The following is a 19339-nucleotide window of genomic DNA, read 5'->3' as shown; positions in this document are numbered from 1 at the left end:
CTAGCCCCGCCGCTGGCGGCGGGCGAGGGCGATCGCGCCGACGGTGCAAGCACCGAACAGCGTGCCCTCCAATGTCGCCGACAGCGCCTGGCTGAGCGGACCGAACCCGGTCTCGCCCAGCAGGCTTCCGATCTGGTCGATCCGCAGACGCGAATCCGGGAATTGCTCTCCGAGCAGTGCGAGGCTGCCTGCCAGCAAGCGCCCACCGAGCAGCACTGCGAGCAGGCCTGTGGCGCCTCCTGTCAGGCCGCCAAAGATGATGGCGCGGCGGAGGCGGGGCGAGCCTCCGCGATGCGTGAGCCAGCAGCCGAGGCCGACACCGCCGCCGAGCAGCATTCCTTCCAGCCCGCCGGTGATATCGCCAGGCGACTGGCCGAGCAGTAGCGAAAAGGCGTCCAGCCCAAGCATCTTGCCGAGCGCGCCGACGACAAGGCCGCCTGCGGCGCCCCCGAGGATGCTCCAGCGCCATGGTCGCTCCGACAGCGCGTTCGCCACCGCGATGCCGATCCCGACTCCCGTCGCGCCGACGGTGGCGACCAGCGTCGTGATGCACAGCAGGACCAGCAGCGCCGACGCCGCGCCGGTCTGCACCGGCTGCGATGCCGCGACGAACCCATAGATCAGCCCGCCGATCAGCCCCGCGACGCCGCCGCCCAGAATGGCGAAGCCGGCGGTGACTACGGCATCGTCCCAGCGGCCAGGCAGGGTGGTAAGGGGCTCTGGCGGTGCGATCGCCGCTACACCTTCGACGAGCGCTATGAAGCGATAGCCGTGCTTGGGAACGGTCTCGATGAAACGGGGGCTGGCGGCATCGTCGCCCAGTTGGCGACGCAGCGTACGGATGCACTGGGTCAGCGCCTCGTCGGTTACCGGAATACCGCGCCACACCTCGGACATGAAGCGGTCCTTGGAAACGAGCTGGCCGGACTCACTCGTCAAGAGGGTCAACGCGTCAAGATAACGGGCATTGAGCTCAACCGGCGCGCCGTCGTGCGTCAACCGCCGGTTGGCAGGGTCGAGGTGGAAACCTTCGAAGCGGAAGCCGCCGGCCATGTCGTTCGTGAAGCCTCGCGCTTGGGGTGCATCCAATCGATGCCCCAGCGCCACGGGTGAGGCAAGACGGCGATCCGTCGCGCCTGCGCAACGATCAGGCGGTTTGCCCGCTCGGCGCCGTTGCCGGGCCTCGCCGATACGCTAGCAGACGGAGCAACGGGAAGAGGGGGGAAGTGCTTGAAACAGGCTATATTCGGCGCCGCCATGGCGGCATTGACCTTGTCCGCGTGCGGAAATGCCGCGCCGCAGGTGACGCCCATGGCAAGCGGCGCCGCGACACAGCGCGGGGACGGACAAGCCTATGAGCTGCTGGGGACGGAGGTATGGGATGTTCCCGACCCGGCGACGGGGCGAACCTACCAGCTCTTCGTCAGCCTGCCGCCCTCCTATGCCAAGGAACCACAGCGCCGCTATCCGGTGCTCTACGTCACCGATGCCGATTATGCCTTCCCGATCATCCGCCAGATCGCGCGCCGCCTGAATGTCGAGGGACCAAAGGTCGAGGAGTTCATCCTGGTCGGCCTGTCCTATGCCAAGGGTGACGATGCGGTGGCGAGCCGGCGGCGCGACTACACGCCGACGCCCAACGGGCCGAGCGGCACCCCGCCGGACGCGAAACATGGTGAGGGTACGAAGCACCAGGCCTGGCTGCGTGATCAGGCGCTGCCCTTCGTCACCGGCCGCTACCGCACCGCACCGGGGCGCGGCATCCTGCTCGGGCACAGCTATGGCGCATTGCTCGCCACGCAGATCCTGTTCAGCGAGCCGGAGATGTTCGGCGGCTATGTGCTGGGTAGCCCGTCGCTCTGGTACGACAAACGGTACATGTTCGGAGTCGAGGCCACGTATGCCGCGAAGCATCGCGATCTAAAGGCGAAGGTCTTTCTCTACACCGGCGAATATGAGGCGGTGCGCAAGGGCGATCCCCGGTTCAACCAGGAAACCGATCTGGTCGCGGACAGTCGCGCCTTTGTGGCGGTGCTGCGCAAGCGCGGCTATCCGGGGCTGGTGCTGGAGGACGAGGTGCTGAACGGCGAGGACCATGTCTCGGTTGCCCCGCGCGGTTTTACCCGTGCGCTGAAGGTCCTGCTGCCGGCGACAAAATAGAAAGGGCGCCCGGACCGGTGTCCGGACGCCCCGTGGAGCGGCGCGCAAGGGGGAGGGGGCGCCGCTCTTTTGGCTTTCTGCGGCTCAGCCGACCGAACGGTGCTCGATCGCGGCGCCGTCTTCGCTGCCGGTCCCGATGGCAATCTTCTTGGGCTTCATCGCCTCGGGCACTTCGCGCACCAGCACGATCACGAGCAGGCCGTCATTGAGGTCCGCGCTCTCGACGCGGACGAAATCCGCCAGTTCGAAGCGGCGCTCGAACCCGCGATTGGCGATGCCGAGATGCAGCATCTGCGCGGTTTCATTGTCCTGCGATTCGGCCTTCTTGCCGGCAACCAGCAACAGATTCTGCTGTGCGGTGATCTCGATCTCGTTCGGCTTGAAGCCGGCGACGGCGATCGTGATCCGATACTGGTCGTCGGAAATCCGTTCGAGGTTGAACGGGGGGTAATTCTCGCTGCCCGACTGGCGCGCGGTCGCTTCGAGCATGTCGAAGAGCCGGTCGAAGCCGATGGCCGATCGGCGGAAGGGGGTAAGGTCGATCTGACGCATAAAGCGAATCCTCTTATGAGCAATTTCAACGCCTTGTGACATCCAGCTAAGCCGCGATGCCAGGTTTGCCCGGCCCCGAAGGCGCCGCGCAACTCTGATTTGGGAAGCCGGTGACGGGTTTCAAGGGCGCGACGAAATGTGCGGTGATCGCGATATAAAGCCTACCAAGCAGGTAGGAATAGAATCGCTTTCTGGCTAAAACCTACCAACCTGATGGAGTTTAATGCGACACCACAGGGGGAGCCATTTCGTGAGCCTGACTGCATTATCCGTCCTGCTGCTCGCCAGCACATCACCGGCTGCGCTGGCCGATACGCCGCCGGCACCCGCCGTCGAGAACCCGGCGCCGGAAAGCGCCGAGGGCGAAGCCGATCCAGCCGCGTCGGGCGAGATCATCGTCACCGGTCGCCGCCGTCAGGAAACCGCTCAGGAAGTGCCGGTGGCGATCACCGTGCTGAGCGCGGGGCAGATCGACTCGACCGGAAACTTCAATGTCGGCAAGCTTCAGCAGCTCACCCCGACGCTGCAATTCTATTCGTCCAACCCGCGCAACTCGGCGGTGAACATCCGTGGCCTGGGCGCCCCGTTCGGGCTGACCAGCGACGGGTTCGAACAGGGTGTCGGCATCTATATCGACGACGTCTATTACGCGCGCGCCGCGTCCTCGACCTTCGACTTCCTCGACATCGCCCAGATCGAGGTGCTGCGCGGGCCGCAGGGTACGCTCTATGGCAAGAACACGACTGCCGGCGCGATCAACATCACGACCAACCAGCCGACCTTCGATTTCGAGGGCAAAGCTGAGCTGACCGTCGGCAACTTGAACTTCAAGCAGTTCAAGGGCGCGATCTCCGGCCCGATCACCGACAATCTCGCCGCGCGCCTCGCCATCTCCTCGACCAGCCGCCGTGGCACGATTTTCAACGTCACGACCGGCAATTGGATCAACGAGCAGGACAATATCGGCCTGCGCGGCCAGTTGCTGTTCAAGCCGACCGACAATCTCTCGATCACGCTGTCGGGTGACTATAGCGAGCAGAACCCCGAATGCTGCGGCACGGTGTTCGTGCGCACCGGTGCCACCCAGCGTGCGCTCAACCGGCAATATGCCGCACTCGCCGCGGCACAGGGCTATACGGTGGTCAGCTCCAATCCGTTCGACCGGCTGACCGACATCGACGCCAACCTCAACGCCGGCAACAAGATCGGCGGCGCTGCGCTGCGCATCAAATGGGATGTCGGGCCGGGCACGCTGACCTCGATCAGCGCGTGGCGCTTCTGGGACTGGAAGCCTGAGAATGACCGCGACTATACCGGCCTGCCGATCGTCTCGCGGTCGCAGAACCCGTCGCAGCACGACCAATATACCCAGGAATTCCGCTACAATTATCGTGCCAAGAACCTCGGCTTCGTCCTCGGCGCCTTCGCTTTCTACCAGCGGATCGATACCCAGGGCACCGAGCAGCAGGGCGCGGCATCGAGCCGCTGGAACCTGACCAATGCCGGCCAGATCTCCGCCAACATCCTGAATGGGCTGGTGGCGCGGAACACGCAGTATCTCAAGAACACCAGCCTCGCCCTGTTCGGACAGGTCGACTGGGAAGTCGTGCCGGGTCTGACCATCCAGCCGGGCGCGCGCCTCAACTATGACAAGAAGGAAGGCTTTTACGAGCGCAAGGTGTTCGACGGCCAGGGCAACCCGGTGCTGTTCGGCCAGACCGATCCGATCAAGGTGGCGCAGCGCGGTGTGTTCGCACCCCAGCTCAGCGCGCCGACCTTCAGCGACTGGAACTTCAGCTACGACCTGACACTCAGCTACCAGATCGCGCCGAACGTGCTGGCCTATGGTACCTATGCCAAGACCTTCAAGACCGGCGGCATCAACCAGAACGGCCTGCCGACCGATGCGGCGGGCGTGCCGATCGCAGCGGCCGGGTCGATCAAGCCCGAATCGGTCAATCACTGGGAAATTGGCCTCAAGACCCAGTTCTTCGACAAACGCGCGACGCTGAACCTGTCGGCCTATCGCACCACCATCGACGACTATCAGGCGACGGTGACCAACGGCCAGCTCGGCGTGCTGCGCGGCTATCTCGCCAATGCCGACAAGGTGCGCACGCAAGGGTTCGAGATCGACTTCTCGGCGCGCCCGAGCGAGCGGTTCAGTACCTATTTCAACGGCGCCTATACCGACGCCAAATATGTGAAGTTCGTCGATGCGCCGTGCCCGCCGGAACTGTCGGGCGGTACCACGGTGACAGCGGGCCAGACGCCGAGCGCGCCGGGCACCCCGGGCGGTCTCAGCCCCGCCAATTGCGACATTTCGGGATCGGCGCTGCCGGGCGTGTCCAAATGGGCCTTCTCCTACGGCGCGGAGGGCAATGTCCCGGTGTCGCTGTTCGGCAAGGACGGGCAGGTCTATCTGGGCATCGACGGCAATTACCGCTCGCGCTTCTCGTCCAACCCGTCGCCCTCGGCGTACACTTGGGTTGAGGGCTATGCGCTGACCAACTTCCGCTTCGGTTTCCGCAGCGATCAGTTCGACCTCTATGGCTGGGTCCGCAACGCCTTTGACGTCGACTATTTCGAACAGCTCACGGTCGGTCCGAGCAACACCGGCCTGATCGTCGGCCAGCCCGGCGATCCGCGCACCTATGGTCTGACTCTCGGCTTCAAATTCTAGGCCATGAACGAGACGTATCTGTCCCCGCGATTGACTTTAGGAACAGGCCGGCGCGGGTGACAGATGCCAGGGGAGGGGCCACAACCAGGCTCCTGTGGTTCCTCCCCGCCCTAAGGTTCAGGGTTGCGGCGGTTTGGTCGGCGAAAAGCTGTAGCGCGCGATCTTCCAGTCGTGGCCGCCCACCTTGTGGAACACGAACAGCTCCTGGTTGCCTTCCGCACTCGTCGCGCCGGTCGCATTGATCGTGACTGTGCCTGCCGAGTTGGTGCGTGCGAACGCCCAGTCTGGCGCGACCGGGACGATCTCGATGACATCGAATCTGACGTTGAGCCGGATCGCCTTGAACACCGCGACATAGGCTTGGCGGATCTCACTCGCGCCAACCGCCGACGGGCTGAAGGCGGGCATGAAGACGGCGTCCACGGCATAGAGCGGCATCACCGCATCGGTGTCGGAGGCGTTGAGCGCGCGCTCGTACCGGCCGAGCACATCGCGGATCGCCGCGAGGTTGGGCGTCTCCGATGCATGGGCGGTCGTGGGCAGGGTGGCTGCCGCGAACAGCGTGGATGCGAGGATGTCTTTGGTCGTCATGGCCGGTCTCCATCTTCTGGGTTGATGAAGCAAAGCTAGTCGCTGGCAGATTAGGCGATTAGTCGGTAAGATTGAGAATGATCTTCCTGAAATCAGGAAAGTTATGGCCGACCTCAACGCACTCGTCCTTTTCGCCAAGGTGGTGGAAGCCAACAGCTTCTCCGAAGCTGCGCGGCGGTTGCACATGCCGGTGTCGACCGTCAGCCGGCGAATCGCGGAGCTCGAGGATCAACTGGGCGCGCGACTGCTCGAGCGCTCGACCCGCAAATTGCGGCTGACCGACACCGGCGCGGACATCCTCGAACAGGCGCAGCGCAGCGCCGAACTGAACGATTTGGTCGAACGCGTGGTTTCGAGCCGGCTTTCGGAGGTGTCGGGAACGCTGCGGGTGTCCGCGCCGCCGAACGTCGCCGATACGCTGCTCGTCCCGCTCGTCGGTGCGTTCCAGGCCGCCTATCCGAAGGTGCGGGTGTTCGTCTTCGTTACCCAGCGCATGGTCGATCCGATCGCGGAGGGGGTCGATCTGATGCTGAGGGTGGGTGAGCTTCGGGATTCGTCGATGGTTGCGCGGCGCTTGCTGCGATACCGGCGCCAACTGGTCGCGAGTCCCGGCTATCTCGAACGCGCGGGGCATCCGCAGCATCCGCGCGAACTGCTCGATCATCGGCTCGTCGCTTTCTCGCTGGGCACGCCGCAGCGTAGCTGGTCGTTGAAGAGGGCCGGTGACGACCAACCCTTCACCCTGTCCTTTACGCCGCATCTCGCGATGAACGACTATGCCGGAGTCGCGGAGGCGCTGCTCGCCGCTGGCGGCATCGGTGATCTGCCGCCGGTCGTCCGCGCCGATCTGCTACGCAGCGGAGAGCTGGTCGAGGTGATGCCGGACTGGCGCTTCGAGGCGGAGGACCTGTCGATCGTGCATCTGGGTAACCGGCAGGTCTCGCGTCCGGTGCGACTGTTCAAGGATTTCGCGGTTCGCATGGCGCCGGAATTGTTTCCGATGCTGCCGGACTGAGCGGCGACACGCTCGTCCCCGGCCTTGCAGAAGGGTGTTCAGCTACGAGATCACGTATCAGGAAACGCGAAACGCCCGGGCCGTTTCCAGCCCGGGCGCCTGCGTGACGATGCCTCGTCAGCCCCCTTGTGGCTTCCTGCCCACGCATCCTTCCGGAGAAGGACGGGACGGGAGAGCCTCCCCGAACCACGGCCATTGCCTGCGCTTCGTGGGGACGTGCTAGGATGGCGGGTGCCGCTTGTCACGGGTCGATGACGTCACCGCCGCGCTTTGCATTCATCCTGTGTTTATTTGGCAACAGCGTGGGTTTGAGCGCATCCGTTACGAATGCGCCGCCGGCCACCGCCGCCAACGGAATTCGCTTCTTTGCGAATTTGCAAACACGCCCTAACACGCGCCGATATGCTTCTTTCCCGATATGAGCGGATGATCGCCCGCCGCTACCTCCTGCCTGGGCGGGGGGAGGCGTTCATCTTCCTCGTCGCATCGATCAGCCTGGTCGCGGTGATGCTTGGCGTCGCCGCGCTGGTGATCGTCATGAGCGTGATGAACGGCTTCCGCGCCGAGCTGTTCGACAAGATTACCGGTCTCAACGGCCATGCGGTGGTTCAGGGCTATGGCGGACAGCTACGCGACTGGCGCGAGATCGCGGCGCAGGCGAAGAAGACCCCCGGCGTCGTCAGCGCCACCCCGCTGATCGAGCAGCCGCTGATGGCGAGCTTTCAGGGTCGGGTCGAGGGTGTGCTGGTGCGTGGCATGACCATGCCCGACATCCGAGCCAACCCGACGCTCAACAAGAATGTACTGGCGGGCGACCTCAAAGGGCTGACGCCGGGCTGCGAGTGTATCGCGATCGGGTCGCGGCTCGCCCAGACGCTCGGCGCCGCGCCCGGGAGCAGCGTCTCGCTGCTTAGCCCGCAGGGGCTGACCAGTCCGTTCGGTACCGTCCCGCGCATCGTCTCCTATCGCGTCGCCGCGATCTTCGAGATCGGCGTCTATGATTACGACAAGGCCTTCGTCGTCATGCCGATGGAGGATGCGCAGACGCTGCTCCTGATGGGCGATACCGTCGGGATGGTCGAGATCGACACCGACAATCCCGACAAGGTCGGCGACATCCTCGCCCCACTCGCGAAGGAGGTCGCAGGCGTCGGTCAGCTTACCGACTGGCGTACGCTCAACGCGACCCTGTTCGAGGCGCTGGCGGTCGATCGGCTTGTTACCTTCACCGTGCTGTCGATCCTGATCCTGGTCGCGGTGTTCAACATCCTGTCCTCGCTGATCATGCTGGTGCGCGCCAAGACGCGCGACATCGCGATCCTGCGCACGATGGGTGCGACGCGGAGCGGGCTGATCAAGATCTTCGTGACTGTGGGCACGGTGATCGGATCGCTGGGTATTCTTGCGGGGCTGATCCTAGGGTTCATCCTGCTCTATTTCCGCCATGGGGTGCTGACCTTCCTGGGCTTCATCACAGGGCAGGAGATCTGGGACCCGTCGATGCGCTACCTTACCGAACTGCCCGCCAAGACCGATCCGGTCGAGATCGCCGGGATCGCGCTGATGGCGCTGGTGTTCAGCTTCCTCGCCACGCTCTACCCCGCCTTCAAGGCGGCGAGCACCGATCCCGTCCAGGTGCTGCGCTATGAGTGAGCCTGTACTTCAGACCGTCCGTCTCAAGCGCACCTTCAGCCAGGGCGGGGCGGACATCCATGTCCTGCGCGGGGTCGACCTGACGGTCGGGCAGGGCGAGATCGTCGCGCTGCTCGGGCCGTCCGGCTCGGGCAAGTCGACCCTGTTGCAAGCCGTTGGCTTGCTCGAAGGCGGGTTCGAGGGTTCGATCCGCATCTCGGGCGTAGAGGTCGGCAAGCTCGAGAGCCATGCGCGAACCGTCACGCGACGCGACAAGCTCGGTTTCGTGTATCAGTTCCACCATCTGCTGCCCGACTTCAACGCGCTCGAGAATGTCGAGTTGCCGCAGCTCATCCAGAACGCGACCTTTGCCGATGCGCGGGCACGTTCGGAAGGCCTGCTCACCGCGCTTGGCCTTGGCGCGCGATTGACGCACCGGCCGAGCCAGCTTTCGGGCGGCGAGCAGCAGCGCGTCGCGGTGGCCCGTGCGCTCGCCAACCGGCCGGCCTTGGTGCTGGCGGACGAGCCGACAGGCAATCTCGACGAGCATACCGCCGATATCGTTCTCGCCGAATTCCTGCGGCTGGTGCGCGGGGAAGGGGCCGCGGCGCTGATCGCGACGCATAATGAGCGGCTCGCGGCGAAGATGGACCGTGTCGTGCGGCTGCATGAGGGCGTGCTGGAGTGAGTGTCTGGCGCGAGACGCCGACCCTGACGGGCCGGCACGTCACGCTGCGCCCGCTCCATCGAGACGACCGAGCGGCGTTGCTTGAGGCGTTCGCGGATCTGGAGGTGTTCACTACCTTCGTCCCCGGGCCCGCAACGATCGACGGCTGGTACGAGCGACTGGAGGCCGAAGCCGCCGCGGGGCGCGTGCTTCCCTTCACGGTGCTCGACGCGAGCGGTTCGATCTCCGGCGTCACCCGCTTCATGCGTATGAGCGAGCCGCACCGCCGGGTCGAGATCGGCGGCACAGTCTATGCCCGCCGCGTCCAGCGCACCGGCCTTAATACCGAGGCAAAGCGTATGCTGCTCGCCCATGCCTTCGAAGAGCTTGGTGCAAACTGCGTCCAGCTGCGCACCGATTTCCTCAACCACGCCTCGCGCCGAGCGATCGAGCGCCTCGGTGCGCGTCTCGACGGGGTGTTGCGCGGCCATCTGGTCCTGGGCGATCACCTTCGCGACAGCGCGGCCTACAGCATCCTCGCGCATGAGTGGCTCGGGGTACGTCGCAATCTCGATCAGTTGATGAAACGCTATGGGGATGAGGGGGCATGAAGTGGTGGATCGCACCCCTCATCGCCGCCGGAGCCGCGGTGGCAGGTGTGAGCACCTATGGCGCAAAGCTGATCTTGAATGACGAGCTTCCATGGCGCCGATTCTACGGCGCGTCGGAAAGCATGGCGCCCACAATTCGCAAGGGCGATCGAGTGACGTCGCGTCGCAAACCAGCGTCGGAGCTAAGGCGCGGCGACGTTGTCACCTTCGCCATGGGCAAGAGCATGTGGGTTCAGCGGGTGGTGGGCCTGCCCGGCGACCGGATCGAAATGCGGGCTGGCCAGATTATTCTCAACGGCAAGCCGGTGCCCCAGACGGCTGGGGGCACAATCGAGGTGGACGGCGAGTCCGCGAGAATCCTTTCTGAGCAATTTCCAGGCGAATCCGTGCCGCATCGCGTACTCGATTTCGGGACCAGCCCGGGGGACGATATGGCGGCGATACGAGTTCCCCCGGGACGGCTCTTCCTGCTCGGCGACAATCGCGACAATTCGGCGGACAGCCGCTATCCCGCGCAACCGGGCGGAATGGGCGGCAGCGGACTGGTGTCGTTCGCCGATGTGTTCGGCATGGTGGTGGCAGAGGATATAACCAGCAACTGATCCGCGCGATCACCACGGTTCGCGCGCCTGCCCTCGACTGCTATGGTCGCGACCTGCCGGCCCGTCTCAGGCCCGGCGCGCACGGGAGTAACGGCATGAATCTGACCGATATCCTTTCCCAGACCGGCGGTATCGAATCGATGGCCAGCGAGCTTGGCGTGTCCCCGGATACCGCGAAGGCGGGCGCTGAAGCGTTGCTCCCGGCGATCCTCGGCGGCTTCAAGAAGCAGGCCCAGACCGGCGGAGGGATCGAGGGACTGGGCGGCTTGCTCGGCCAGCTCGGCGGCGGCGGACTGCTCGACGCGGTGCTGAATCCCACGCCGACCCCGGTAGATCAGGGCAATGACGTGCTCGGCCAGATCTTCGGATCGAAGGATGTCAGCCGCACCGTCGCGGGCCACGCGGCGGAGCAGACCGGGCTCGATTCCGGGTTGCTCAAGAAGATGCTGCCGATCCTGGCGATGCTCGTGGCCGGCTATCTGGCTAAGCAGGGCGGCCAGCAGGGTGAAGGCGACGGGCTGGGCGGCCTGATCGGCGGAATGCTCGGCGGTGGCGGCGCGGGAGGGCTTGGCGGAGTGCTGGGCAGCGTGCTGGGCGGCGGGGCAGCTGCTGCACCCGCAGGCGGGCTTGGCGGTCTCGGCAAGCTCATCGACCTCAACGGCGACGGCAACCCACTCGATGACATTATCGGCATGGCGGGCAAGCTCACCCGCTGAGCCCGTTGGAAGGAAACACAATGACCACGATCACCGACATTCCGGTCACCACGCCGGAAGGAACGCAGGTCGATCTGTCGCCCTATGCCGGCAAGGTGCTGCTGATCGTCAACGTCGCCTCCAAGTGCGGCTTCACCCCGCAATATGAAGGGCTGGAGGCGCTTCACCGCCAGTTCGGCGAACGCGGGTTTGAGGTGCTCGGTTTCCCCTGCAACCAGTTCGGCGCGCAGGAACCGGGCGACGCGGCGGAGATCGCGAACTTCTGTTCGCTGACCTATGACGTGACCTTCCCGGTGTTCGGCAAGATCGACGTCAATGGCCCCGACGCCGCGCCGCTTTACCGCCACCTCAAGAAGGCGGCGCCGGGCTTGTTCGGGACCGAGGGGGTCAAGTGGAACTTCACCAAGTTCCTGATCGACCGCACCGGCAATGTCGTCGACCGCTATGCCCCCCAGACCAAGCCCGAGGATATCGCGGCGGATATCGAGAAGCTACTTTGAGCGCTCGGCGGGGGGCGGCGGCCCTTGCGGGCCTGTTTCTGACCCTGACCTTACCCGGCTATGCTCAGGAGGCGGCGGAGTCCGCGTCCACCAGCCTCGCCGGCAACTATGTCGCATCCGAGCGGGAGATGGTCGCCGGGTTGCGGCTGGGGAAGGACGGGCGGTTCCAGTTCGGCTTGACTGTCGGTTCGCTGGATCAGTTGGCCGAGGGACGGTGGAAGGCGAACGACAACCGGGTCCATTTGACCAGCGATCCACGCCCGGTCCCGCCGACGATCAGGGCCGGACGGGTGGAGGCCACGCCCGGTCAACCCTTCGCAATTCGCCTGGTGGGGCCGACGGGGCGCGATGTGCCGGGCGTCGATCTGCGGATCGAATTCGACAGCGGAGAGCCACTGGACAGCTATCTGCCCGGCAGTTCGTGGTCGTTGCCGGAGGACGAGAAGCGGATTCCCCGCTCCATTACGTTCAGTATCCCCTCGCACCGGATCGAATTTCCGCGCCTGGCGCTCAATGCGCGGCCCGGCACGACGGCGATGTTCGACCTGACACCCAATGATTTTGGTGTGGCCGACATGACCGACGCAGTCGTGACGGTGGATGGTGGCACGTTGACGCTGACCTATGCGCTGGGAACGCTGAAAATGAAGCGGAGCCGGGAAGACTAGGTCAGCGCACGATTAGCTGTGGAAAACCCCGCCGCTTCCTTTGACCCTTCATCGCCCCCATTTATAACCATCCCATGCCCCATTCCGGCTTCGTCCCCCTCCGTATCTTTTCCGCCTACACGATGCTGGAGGGCGCGATCGAGCCCAAGGCGATCGCCGGGCGCGCGCGCGAACTGGGCTTCCCGGCGGCGGCGCTTTGCGACCGCAACGGCCTCTACGCCGCGATGCCCTATGGCGATGCCGCCAAGAAGGCGGGCGTTCAGCCGATCGTCGGCACGCTGCTATGCGTCGAGCGGCCCGACATGCCAGAGGGTGTCAACCCGCCGCTCGACTGGCTGGCGCTGCTCGCGCAGGACCAGCGCGGCTACCAGAATCTCTGCGATCTCGTCTCGCGCGCGCATCTCGAGCGCCCGATCGAGAAGGACGCGCACGTCCTCTTCTCTGACCTCGAAGGCCGTACCGACGGCCTGATCGCGTTGACGGCGGGCAAGGAGGGCGGGCTGGCCCGGATGTTCGCCGAGGAACAGGACAGCGCGGCCTTCGCCTATGCCGACCGGCTTCAGGCGCTGTTCGGCGACCGCCTCTATATCGAGATCATCCGGCGGCTTGACGAGGTCGAGGGCAGGGCGGAGCCCAAGCTGCTCGACCTCGCCTATGATCGCGGCATCCCGATCGTCGCGACCAACCCGGCCTGCTACGCCGAGCCCAATTTTCATCAGGCGCATGATGCAATGCTGTGCATCGCCGGCTCCGCCTATGTCGCCAGCGACGAGCGTGCGCGCTCATCGCCCGACACGTGGATGAAGCCCGCAACCGAGATGAAGCGGCTGTTCGACGATCTGCCCGAGGCGATCGACAACACGCTCGTCGTCGCGCAGCGCTGTGCTTATGCCGCGCCCAAACGCAAGCCGATCCTGCCCAGCCTTGCCGGCGATCTGGAGGGTGAGGCCGCCCAGCTGCGCGACGACGCGCGCGCGGGCCTGGAAACCCGGCTGGAAACGGCCGGCGTCACCGACCCGGCGAAGCGCGAGGAATATTTCGCGCGGCTGGCGTTCGAGACCGACATCATCATCCAGATGGGGTTCCCGGGCTATTTCCTGATCGTCGCGGACTTCATCAAATGGGCCAAGATCAACGGCATCCCCGTGGGGCCGGGCCGTGGCTCGGGCGCGGGCTCGGTCGTCGCCTGGGCGCTGACCATCACTGACCTCGATCCGCTCGAGCTTGGCCTGTTGTTCGAACGCTTCCTAAACCCGGAACGCGTGTCGATGCCCGACTTCGACATCGACTTCTGCGAAACCCGTCGCGGAGAGGTGATCCGCTACGTCCAGGCGAAATATGGCCGTAACCAGGTCGCGCAGATCATCACCTTCGGAACGATGAAGGCGCGCGCGGTGCTCAAGGACACCGGCCGAGTGCTCCAGATGAGCTATGGCCAGGTCGACCGTCTCGCCAAGCTCGTCCCCAACCACCCGACCGACCCGTGGACGCTGCCGCGCTCGCTCAACGGCGTCAGCGAGTTCAAGGCCGAATATGACGGCGACGAGGGGGTGAAGCACCTCATCGATCTCGCCATGCAGCTCGAAGGCCTGCCACGCCACTCGTCAACCCACGCAGCAGGCGTGGTGATCGGCGACCGCCCGCTCGCGGAGCTGGTCCCGCTCTACCGCGATCCGCGCTCCGACATGCCCGTCACCCAGTTCGACATGAAATATGTCGAGGGCGCGGGGCTGGTGAAGTTCGACTTTCTTGGCCTCAAGACGCTGTCGGTGCTGCAGAAGGGCGTCGAGCTGCTCGCCGCGCGCAACATCCAGATCGATCTCGCCGCGCTCGGCTGGGACGACCCGGCGGTGTACGAACTGCTCCAGCGCGGCGACACCGTCGGCGTGTTCCAGCTGGAATCGGAAGGCATGCGGCGCACGCTGACCGCGGTGCGGCCGACCAATTTCGGCGACATCATCGCGCTCGTCTCGCTCTATCGCCCCGGCCCGATGGACAACATCCCGATGTTCGGGCGACGCAAGCAGGGGCTCGAGCCGATCGAATATCCGCATCCGGCGCTCGAAGGGATCCTGAAGGAGACCTACGGGATCTTCGTCTATCAGGAACAGGTGATGCAGGCCGCGCAGATCCTGGCCGGCTATTCGCTCGGTGGCGCCGACCTGCTGCGCCGCGCGATGGGCAAGAAGATCAAGGCCGAGATGGACGCTCAGCGCGCTTTGTTCGTCGAGGGCTGCGCCAAGGTGAACGACATCGCCGAAGCCAAGGCGAACGAGCTGTTCGACTTGATCGACAAGTTCGCCGGCTACGGCTTCAACAAGTCGCACGCCGCCGCCTATGCGCTGCTCGCCTATCACACCGCCTGGCTCAAGGCGCATTACCCGCACGAATTCTACGCCGCTTCGATGTGCTTCGAACTCGGCCAGACCGAAAAGCTGGCGATCTTCGTCGAGGATATGAAACGTCTCGGCGTCGCCTGCCTGCCGCCCGACATCAATTCGAGCGAGGCCGAATTCTCGGTGGAAGCGGTCGATGATGCCTTCGCGGTCCGCTACGCTCTCGCCGGCCTCAAGGGCGTGGGCGAAAAGGCGATGGAGCTGCTGGTCGAGGAGCGTCACGCCAAGGGGCGCTTTCAGAGCCTCGACGATTTCGCGCGCCGCGTCGATCCACGCCTGCTCAACAAGCGCCAGGTCGAGGCGTTGGCCGGGGCGGGGGGCTTCGACAGCATCGCCCCCGACCGGCCCGGCGTCTATGCCGCCGCCGAGACTATTCTCGCAGTCGCGCAGCGCACCCATGCCAATCGCGAAAGCGGGCAGGGCGGGTTGTTCGGCGAAGCCGAGCCGGTCGGCTCCGCGATCCAGCTGCCCAAGAGCGCGCGCTGGACGTTGGGGCAGAAGATCGAGGCCGAGAAGGATTCCTTCGGCTTCTTCTTCTCCGCGCATCCGCTCGACCGCTACCAGCACCTCGCCCGGCTTCATGCGGCGCGCAGCATCGTCAGCCTCAACGACATCGACATCGCCGAGGGTGGCCGTGCCGGCGCGACCATCGCCGCGCTGATCGAGGATGCGCGCTGGCGCACCTCCGCACGCGGCAAGCGTTATCTGATGGCGACGCTGTCCGACGCCAGTGGCACCGTGCCCTGCACCTGCTTCGACGATTTCACCGCGAAAGAGATGGAAGACGCCTCGCGCATCGGCGGCTGTGGCATCCTGACGCTCGAGCTCGACCGGCGCGCGGGCGAAGACAGCGCGCGCGTCACGGTGAGGAAGGTCCAGCCGTTCGAGGGGATGGCCAAGGATGTCCGCCTGACCCTGCGCCTGACCGCGACCGAACCGAGCGCGCTCGCCGCCATCGCCCACCAGCTCGCCGACGCGCGTGGTGGACGGTGCGAGGTCATCCTCGATGCGCCTCTGCCCAGTGGCGGAGAGGCCGAACTGATGCTCGGCCGCAACTTCCGCATCGACGGCGAACTCGCCGCCCGGATCGAGGGCCTGCCCGGCGTCACCGCCTGCGAACTCAAACCGACCGATCTGCCCAGGCTCGCGCTGGCGAGCTGATCGCTCGCCTCTTGCATCCGCCCCTTCAAATCCGCAGGATGTCCTTACGGACACGGAAACTCGTGCGGATAAGGAGAGTGTGATGCTGGGCGCGATGCAGGATTTCGAGCTTCGGGTACCGCGGCTGATCGATCATGCGGAGCGTGAATATGGCGATCGCGAGATCGTCAGCCGCTGGTTCGATGGCAGCGAGACGCGGACGAACTGGGCCGGTGTCGCCCGCGATTCCCGCAAGCTGGCGCAGGCGCTCGAGCGCTTGGGAATCAAGAAGGGCGACCGTGTCGCGACGATGGCTATGAACCACAGCCGCCACCTCGTCGCCTGGCACGGCACGATCGGCATGGGCGGCGTGATCCACACCATCAACCCGCGCCTGTTCGAGGATCAGCTCGCCTTTATCGGCAACCATGCCGAGGATCGCGTGCTGATGTACGACCGCATGTTCCAGCCGATCATCGACAAGATGAAGCCGCAGTGGAAGACGATCGAGCATTACATCGTCTTCGACGGCACCGGCCCCGACAGCTTCGAGGCGGTGATCGACGCGGAGGACGGCAACTATGTCTGGGTCGAGGGTGACGAGCGCGAGCCGTGCATGCTCTGCTACACCAGCGGCACCACCGGGAACCCCAAGGGCGTGCTCTACACCCACCGTTCATCGGTGATCCATGCGATGGCGGAGATCCAGCCGGCGGTGTTCGACCTGTCGACCCAGTCGGTGGTGCTGCCGGTGGTGCCGATGTTCCACGCGGTCGGCTGGGGCATGCCCTTCGCCGCGCCGATGGTCGGCGTGAAGCTCGTCATGTCCGCGATCAACGAGGGCAAGGTGCTGTGCGAGCTGATGAATCGCGAGAAGGTGACTCACACCGCCGGCGTGCCGACCGTGTGGTTCGCGATGTTCCAGCATATGGACGAGACCGGCGATGTGCCCGCGCACCTCAAGGTCGTCACCATCGGCGGATCCGCCGCGCCGCGCGCGATGATCGAGCGGATCATGAAGATGGGCGCGCGCGTCAACCACGCCTGGGGCATGACCGAAACCTCGCCGATCGGCACGATGGGTTCGCCCAGCGCGGACTGGGATGATCTGAGCTTCGAGGCGAAGGTCGACAAGATGGTGTGCCAGGGTCGCGCGCCCTTCGGTGTCGAGCTGCGCACGGTCGACGACGCCGGCAACATCCTTCCGCGCGATGGCGAGAGTTCCGGGAGCCTTCAGGTGCGCGGTCCGTGGATCATCAAGCAGTATTTCAAGGATGGGAGCGGCCCGTGCCTCACCGCGGATGGCTGGTTCGACACCGGCGACGTCGCTGTGCTGCACCCGGACGGCATCATGCAGATCACCGATCGCGCCAAGGACGTGATCAAGTCGGGTGGCGAGTGGATCAGTTCGGTCGAGCTGGAGAATGCCGCGGTTGGCTGTCCCGGCGTGGCCGAAGCCGCGGCGATCGGCATCCACCACCCCAAATGGGATGAGCGTCCGCTGCTGCTGGTGATCCGCAAGCCGGGCAGCGAGGTTACGGCGGACCAGATCCAGCAGCATCTCGCCAACCATGTCGCCAAATGGTGGCTCCCGGACGAAATCCACTTCGTCGAGGCACTGCCCCACACTGCCACCGGCAAACTGCTCAAGACAGCGATCCGCGACCAGTATAAGGGCTTCCAGTTCGCGGCCGCCTAGCCGCGAACCGGATGGCGTGGGTCAGCCTTCGCGCCGCAGCGGCATGAAACGCGGGTTGCGTAGCAACGCCGCGGAGGCCGCCGACACGAGCAGCCCAACGGGAAATATCTCGCTGAAAGTGATCGGCATGCGGATCAGCGGGTTGGCGTAGCTCTTGAGGAAGTCCGCGATCCATGTCCGCAGCGCTACCAGTTCCTCAGTGCTGGCGCCTGCGGCGCGCTTCCGCTCGACCTCGGCCGCCATCATCGTCTCGAGATAGCCGGTCCCGTGGATCATGAGCAGCGCTTCCCAGGCCAGCACATACAGCAATCCCGCCACCGCCGAGATCGCGACCCCGAGGCCAAGGGCCGGCCAGAAGCGGATCGCGCCGCCCAGATCATGGTCCCGCCGCCGCTTGATCGCGACGAACACCGCGCTGAGCGCGATCAGCATGGTGAGGTAACCGAGCGCCATGCCCAGCGGACCGGTCGGCGGATTGTCGCCGAACAAAGTGACGATCAGGATGAGCTGGATGCCCACCACCACACCGGCGATGAGGCCATAGGTCAGGATCAGGCGCTGCATGTCGTGTCCCCTTATGCGTTTGATGGCGGATTGATCTGTCGCAGCTCGACGTGAGGCAATCGCCCAAAGGGGTGATTTGGGCGGTTTCGCCCGAAAACATGTCAGGGCAGCAGGCCAAGCTCGCGTGCCCGCGCGAGCGCGTCGGTGCGCCGCCGCGCGCCCAGCTTCTCGAACAGCCGCGCGACATGCGTCTTCACCGTGTTGGGCGAGATATCGAGGTTGCGCGCGATCTGCTTGTTGGCGTGACCCGCGGCAAGCTCGCGCAGTACCATCATCTCGCGCTCGCTGATGCCGAGCGATTCTTGCGCCGCCGGATTACCCTCTGGTCGTGGCGGCGCGCTCGACCCCATCACCCGCCCACCGATGAGCAGTCCGAGTCCAAGGAAGCCGCCCGCGACGAGTAACAGATAGAATTCGGTCGAATGTGCCCGCATCAGCCAGCGATAGTCGAGCCATTGCAGCAACGCGGTACCGATCGCGAGCAGGCCGCCATAGAGCAGCACCTGTCGCCACCAGCCGTTCGAGGGAAGGCGCATCGCCCGCATGCTCGAGATCATCGCGCGGACCGAAGCTGCACGCAACTCCGTTGCGTGATATCGCGCGCACTCGCCGATCCTCGCGTAGCGCTCGCACGGGTCGCCGCTTATCACTGGACAACTCTGTTAAACGAGCGCGTAGGGTAGATGCGCGATCGAGCGCACCCCAAGGTATTCGTTATCGAGACGCGTTTATTGATCGCCTATGGGTTAATCGTGGTGCTGGTACTGGCCACCATTTTCCTGCTGCTTTTCTTTCGCCGCAGTTCGCACGATGCGACATATCAGCGGCAACTCAAGCGCGATCGCGAGCGGCGAGAGGCGCGCCTTCTCGACGAGTGATCTGGCCAATCGTTTCACTACGCCGGTCGCATGTTTCAACGCCTTGGCGGACAAGGCTTCAAGGTCAACTATTTCGACACGGACACCGGTGCCCACTTCTGGATTTCGGGACCGCGTCGGGACGGCGCTGACCGACTGCATGAGAGTAGCCGCAAACCCGTCGAGATCGATGCCCACGTGGAAGCCGAGTATTGGGCTGATATCCGAGGACAGAACCTACCTCGTTGAACGGCAGCAATGGGTTCGTTTCCAACCAGTCCGCTTT

18 protein-coding genes are annotated in these 19339 nt (G+C 65.0%); 12 read left to right on the top strand and 6 right to left on the bottom strand.

Annotation, left to right across the window (positions count from 1 at the left end; genetic code table 11):
• The gene (locus AC07M1_RS11690; protein ID WP_495162710.1) at positions 1 to 1089 is read right to left on the bottom strand and encodes a winged helix-turn-helix domain-containing protein; all 1089 of its coding nucleotides are present in this window, start codon (positions 1087 to 1089) and stop codon (positions 1 to 3) included.
• 168 nt (positions 1090 to 1257) lie between these two features.
• On the opposite strand from AC07M1_RS11690, the gene AC07M1_RS11685 reads away from it, so the two are divergent.
• Complete coding sequence (locus AC07M1_RS11685) at positions 1258 to 2160, top strand: alpha/beta hydrolase (protein WP_495162709.1); 903 nt, start codon at positions 1258 to 1260, stop codon at positions 2158 to 2160.
• An 84-nt stretch (positions 2161 to 2244) separates the two neighbouring features.
• Here AC07M1_RS11685 and AC07M1_RS11680 read toward each other — a convergent pair whose 3' ends face one another.
• Entirely contained in the window at positions 2245 to 2712 is a 468-nt protein-coding gene (locus tag AC07M1_RS11680) for an Hsp20 family protein (protein WP_495162708.1), read from the bottom strand.
• A gap of 223 nt (positions 2713 to 2935) precedes the next feature.
• Between AC07M1_RS11680 and AC07M1_RS11675 the strand changes: the two genes are divergently transcribed.
• Positions 2936 to 5395 carry a TonB-dependent receptor gene (locus AC07M1_RS11675; protein WP_495162707.1) on the top strand — a complete coding sequence of 820 codons (2460 nt, stop codon included), beginning with the start codon at positions 2936 to 2938 and terminating at the stop codon, positions 5393 to 5395.
• Positions 5396 to 5512: 117 nt separating this feature from the next.
• On the opposite strand, the gene AC07M1_RS11670 is transcribed toward AC07M1_RS11675, so the two are convergent.
• On the bottom strand, positions 5513 to 5986 hold the full coding sequence (locus AC07M1_RS11670) for a YybH family protein (protein WP_495162706.1): 474 nt from the start codon (positions 5984 to 5986) through the stop codon (positions 5513 to 5515).
• A 103-nt stretch (positions 5987 to 6089) separates the two neighbouring features.
• Here AC07M1_RS11670 and AC07M1_RS11665 point away from each other — a divergent pair, with 103 nt between their 5' ends.
• The 10 genes from AC07M1_RS11665 to AC07M1_RS11620 all read left to right on the top strand — a co-directional run bounded on the left by AC07M1_RS11665 (position 6090) and on the right by AC07M1_RS11620 (position 17632).
• Positions 6090 to 7001: a LysR family transcriptional regulator gene (locus tag AC07M1_RS11665; RefSeq protein WP_495162705.1), complete on the top strand. Its 912-nt coding sequence runs from the start codon at positions 6090 to 6092 to the stop codon at positions 6999 to 7001.
• A gap of 402 nt (positions 7002 to 7403) precedes the next feature.
• The gene (locus tag AC07M1_RS11660; RefSeq protein WP_495162704.1) at positions 7404 to 8654 is read left to right on the top strand and encodes a lipoprotein-releasing ABC transporter permease subunit; all 1251 of its coding nucleotides are present in this window, start codon (positions 7404 to 7406) and stop codon (positions 8652 to 8654) included.
• On the top strand, positions 8647 to 9321 hold the full coding sequence (locus tag AC07M1_RS11655) for an ABC transporter ATP-binding protein (protein WP_495162703.1): 675 nt from the start codon (positions 8647 to 8649) through the stop codon (positions 9319 to 9321). The genes AC07M1_RS11660 and AC07M1_RS11655 overlap by 8 nt, the downstream gene beginning before the upstream one ends.
• A complete protein-coding gene (locus AC07M1_RS11650) occupies positions 9318 to 9911 on the top strand; it encodes a GNAT family N-acetyltransferase (protein WP_495162702.1) in 594 nt (197 codons plus the stop codon). Before AC07M1_RS11655 ends, AC07M1_RS11650 begins: the two co-directional genes overlap by 4 nt.
• The gene (gene lepB / locus AC07M1_RS11645; protein WP_495162701.1) at positions 9908 to 10513 is read left to right on the top strand and encodes a signal peptidase I; all 606 of its coding nucleotides are present in this window, start codon (positions 9908 to 9910) and stop codon (positions 10511 to 10513) included. Before AC07M1_RS11650 ends, lepB begins: the two co-directional genes overlap by 4 nt.
• 95 nt (positions 10514 to 10608) lie before the next feature.
• Positions 10609 to 11229 (top strand): DUF937 domain-containing protein, encoded by a 621-nt coding sequence (locus AC07M1_RS11640; protein WP_495162700.1) that lies wholly within the window; start codon positions 10609 to 10611, stop codon positions 11227 to 11229.
• Between the two features lie 20 nt (positions 11230 to 11249).
• Positions 11250 to 11729: a glutathione peroxidase gene (locus AC07M1_RS11635; RefSeq protein ID WP_495162699.1), complete on the top strand. Its 480-nt coding sequence runs from the start codon at positions 11250 to 11252 to the stop codon at positions 11727 to 11729.
• On the top strand, positions 11726 to 12397 hold the full coding sequence (locus tag AC07M1_RS11630; RefSeq protein WP_495162698.1) for a hypothetical protein: 672 nt from the start codon (positions 11726 to 11728) through the stop codon (positions 12395 to 12397). Before AC07M1_RS11635 ends, AC07M1_RS11630 begins: the two co-directional genes overlap by 4 nt.
• 74 nt (positions 12398 to 12471) lie before the next feature.
• A complete protein-coding gene (gene dnaE / locus AC07M1_RS11625; RefSeq protein WP_495162697.1) occupies positions 12472 to 15954 on the top strand; it encodes a DNA polymerase III subunit alpha in 3483 nt (1160 codons plus the stop codon).
• A gap of 82 nt (positions 15955 to 16036) precedes the next feature.
• Positions 16037 to 17632, top strand: coding sequence for a long-chain fatty acid--CoA ligase (locus tag AC07M1_RS11620; protein ID WP_495162696.1), 1596 nt, complete (start codon positions 16037 to 16039; stop codon positions 17630 to 17632).
• A gap of 21 nt (positions 17633 to 17653) precedes the next feature.
• On the opposite strand, the gene AC07M1_RS11615 is transcribed toward AC07M1_RS11620, so the two are convergent.
• The 3 genes from AC07M1_RS11615 to AC07M1_RS11605 form a co-directional block, all read right to left on the bottom strand.
• Positions 17654 to 18196: a DUF4199 domain-containing protein gene (locus AC07M1_RS11615; RefSeq protein WP_495162695.1), complete on the bottom strand. Its 543-nt coding sequence runs from the start codon at positions 18194 to 18196 to the stop codon at positions 17654 to 17656.
• Between the two features lie 101 nt (positions 18197 to 18297).
• Positions 18298 to 18777, bottom strand: a complete 480-nt coding sequence (locus AC07M1_RS11610) for a helix-turn-helix transcriptional regulator (RefSeq protein WP_495162694.1) — start codon at positions 18775 to 18777, stop codon at positions 18298 to 18300.
• A gap of 165 nt (positions 18778 to 18942) precedes the next feature.
• The gene (locus AC07M1_RS11605) at positions 18943 to 19251 is read right to left on the bottom strand and encodes a hypothetical protein (protein ID WP_495162693.1); all 309 of its coding nucleotides are present in this window, start codon (positions 19249 to 19251) and stop codon (positions 18943 to 18945) included.
• Positions 19252 to 19339 lie beyond the last annotated feature (88 nt).

Source organism: Sphingomonas sp. GW821-FHT10C01 (assembly GCF_059415525.1).
This window is presented reverse-complemented; position numbering and strand designations above follow the sequence as displayed.

What these genes read in the sequence shown, in the direction of transcription:
- AC07M1_RS11675 (WP_495162707.1), top strand. Translation starts at nt 2,936, where the DNA reads ATGCGACACCACAGGGGGAGCCATTTCGTGAGCCTGACTGCATTATCC.
- dnaE (WP_495162697.1), top strand. Translation starts at nt 12,472, where the DNA reads ATGCCCCATTCCGGCTTCGTCCCCCTCCGTATCTTTTCCGCCTACACG.
- AC07M1_RS11685 (WP_495162709.1), top strand. Translation starts at nt 1,258, where the DNA reads ATGGCGGCATTGACCTTGTCCGCGTGCGGAAATGCCGCGCCGCAGGTG.
- AC07M1_RS11670 (WP_495162706.1), bottom strand. Translation starts at nt 5,986, where the DNA reads ATGACGACCAAAGACATCCTCGCATCCACGCTGTTCGCGGCAGCCACC.
- AC07M1_RS11640 (WP_495162700.1), top strand. Translation starts at nt 10,609, where the DNA reads ATGAATCTGACCGATATCCTTTCCCAGACCGGCGGTATCGAATCGATG.
- AC07M1_RS11615 (WP_495162695.1), bottom strand. Translation starts at nt 18,196, where the DNA reads ATGCAGCGCCTGATCCTGACCTATGGCCTCATCGCCGGTGTGGTGGTG.
- lepB (WP_495162701.1), top strand. Translation starts at nt 9,908, where the DNA reads ATGAAGTGGTGGATCGCACCCCTCATCGCCGCCGGAGCCGCGGTGGCA.
- AC07M1_RS11620 (WP_495162696.1), top strand. Translation starts at nt 16,037, where the DNA reads ATGCTGGGCGCGATGCAGGATTTCGAGCTTCGGGTACCGCGGCTGATC.
- AC07M1_RS11635 (WP_495162699.1), top strand. Translation starts at nt 11,250, where the DNA reads ATGACCACGATCACCGACATTCCGGTCACCACGCCGGAAGGAACGCAG.
- AC07M1_RS11665 (WP_495162705.1), top strand. Translation starts at nt 6,090, where the DNA reads ATGGCCGACCTCAACGCACTCGTCCTTTTCGCCAAGGTGGTGGAAGCC.
- AC07M1_RS11655 (WP_495162703.1), top strand. Translation starts at nt 8,647, where the DNA reads ATGAGTGAGCCTGTACTTCAGACCGTCCGTCTCAAGCGCACCTTCAGC.
- AC07M1_RS11660 (WP_495162704.1), top strand. Translation starts at nt 7,404, where the DNA reads ATGCTTCTTTCCCGATATGAGCGGATGATCGCCCGCCGCTACCTCCTG.
- AC07M1_RS11680 (WP_495162708.1), bottom strand. Translation starts at nt 2,712, where the DNA reads ATGCGTCAGATCGACCTTACCCCCTTCCGCCGATCGGCCATCGGCTTC.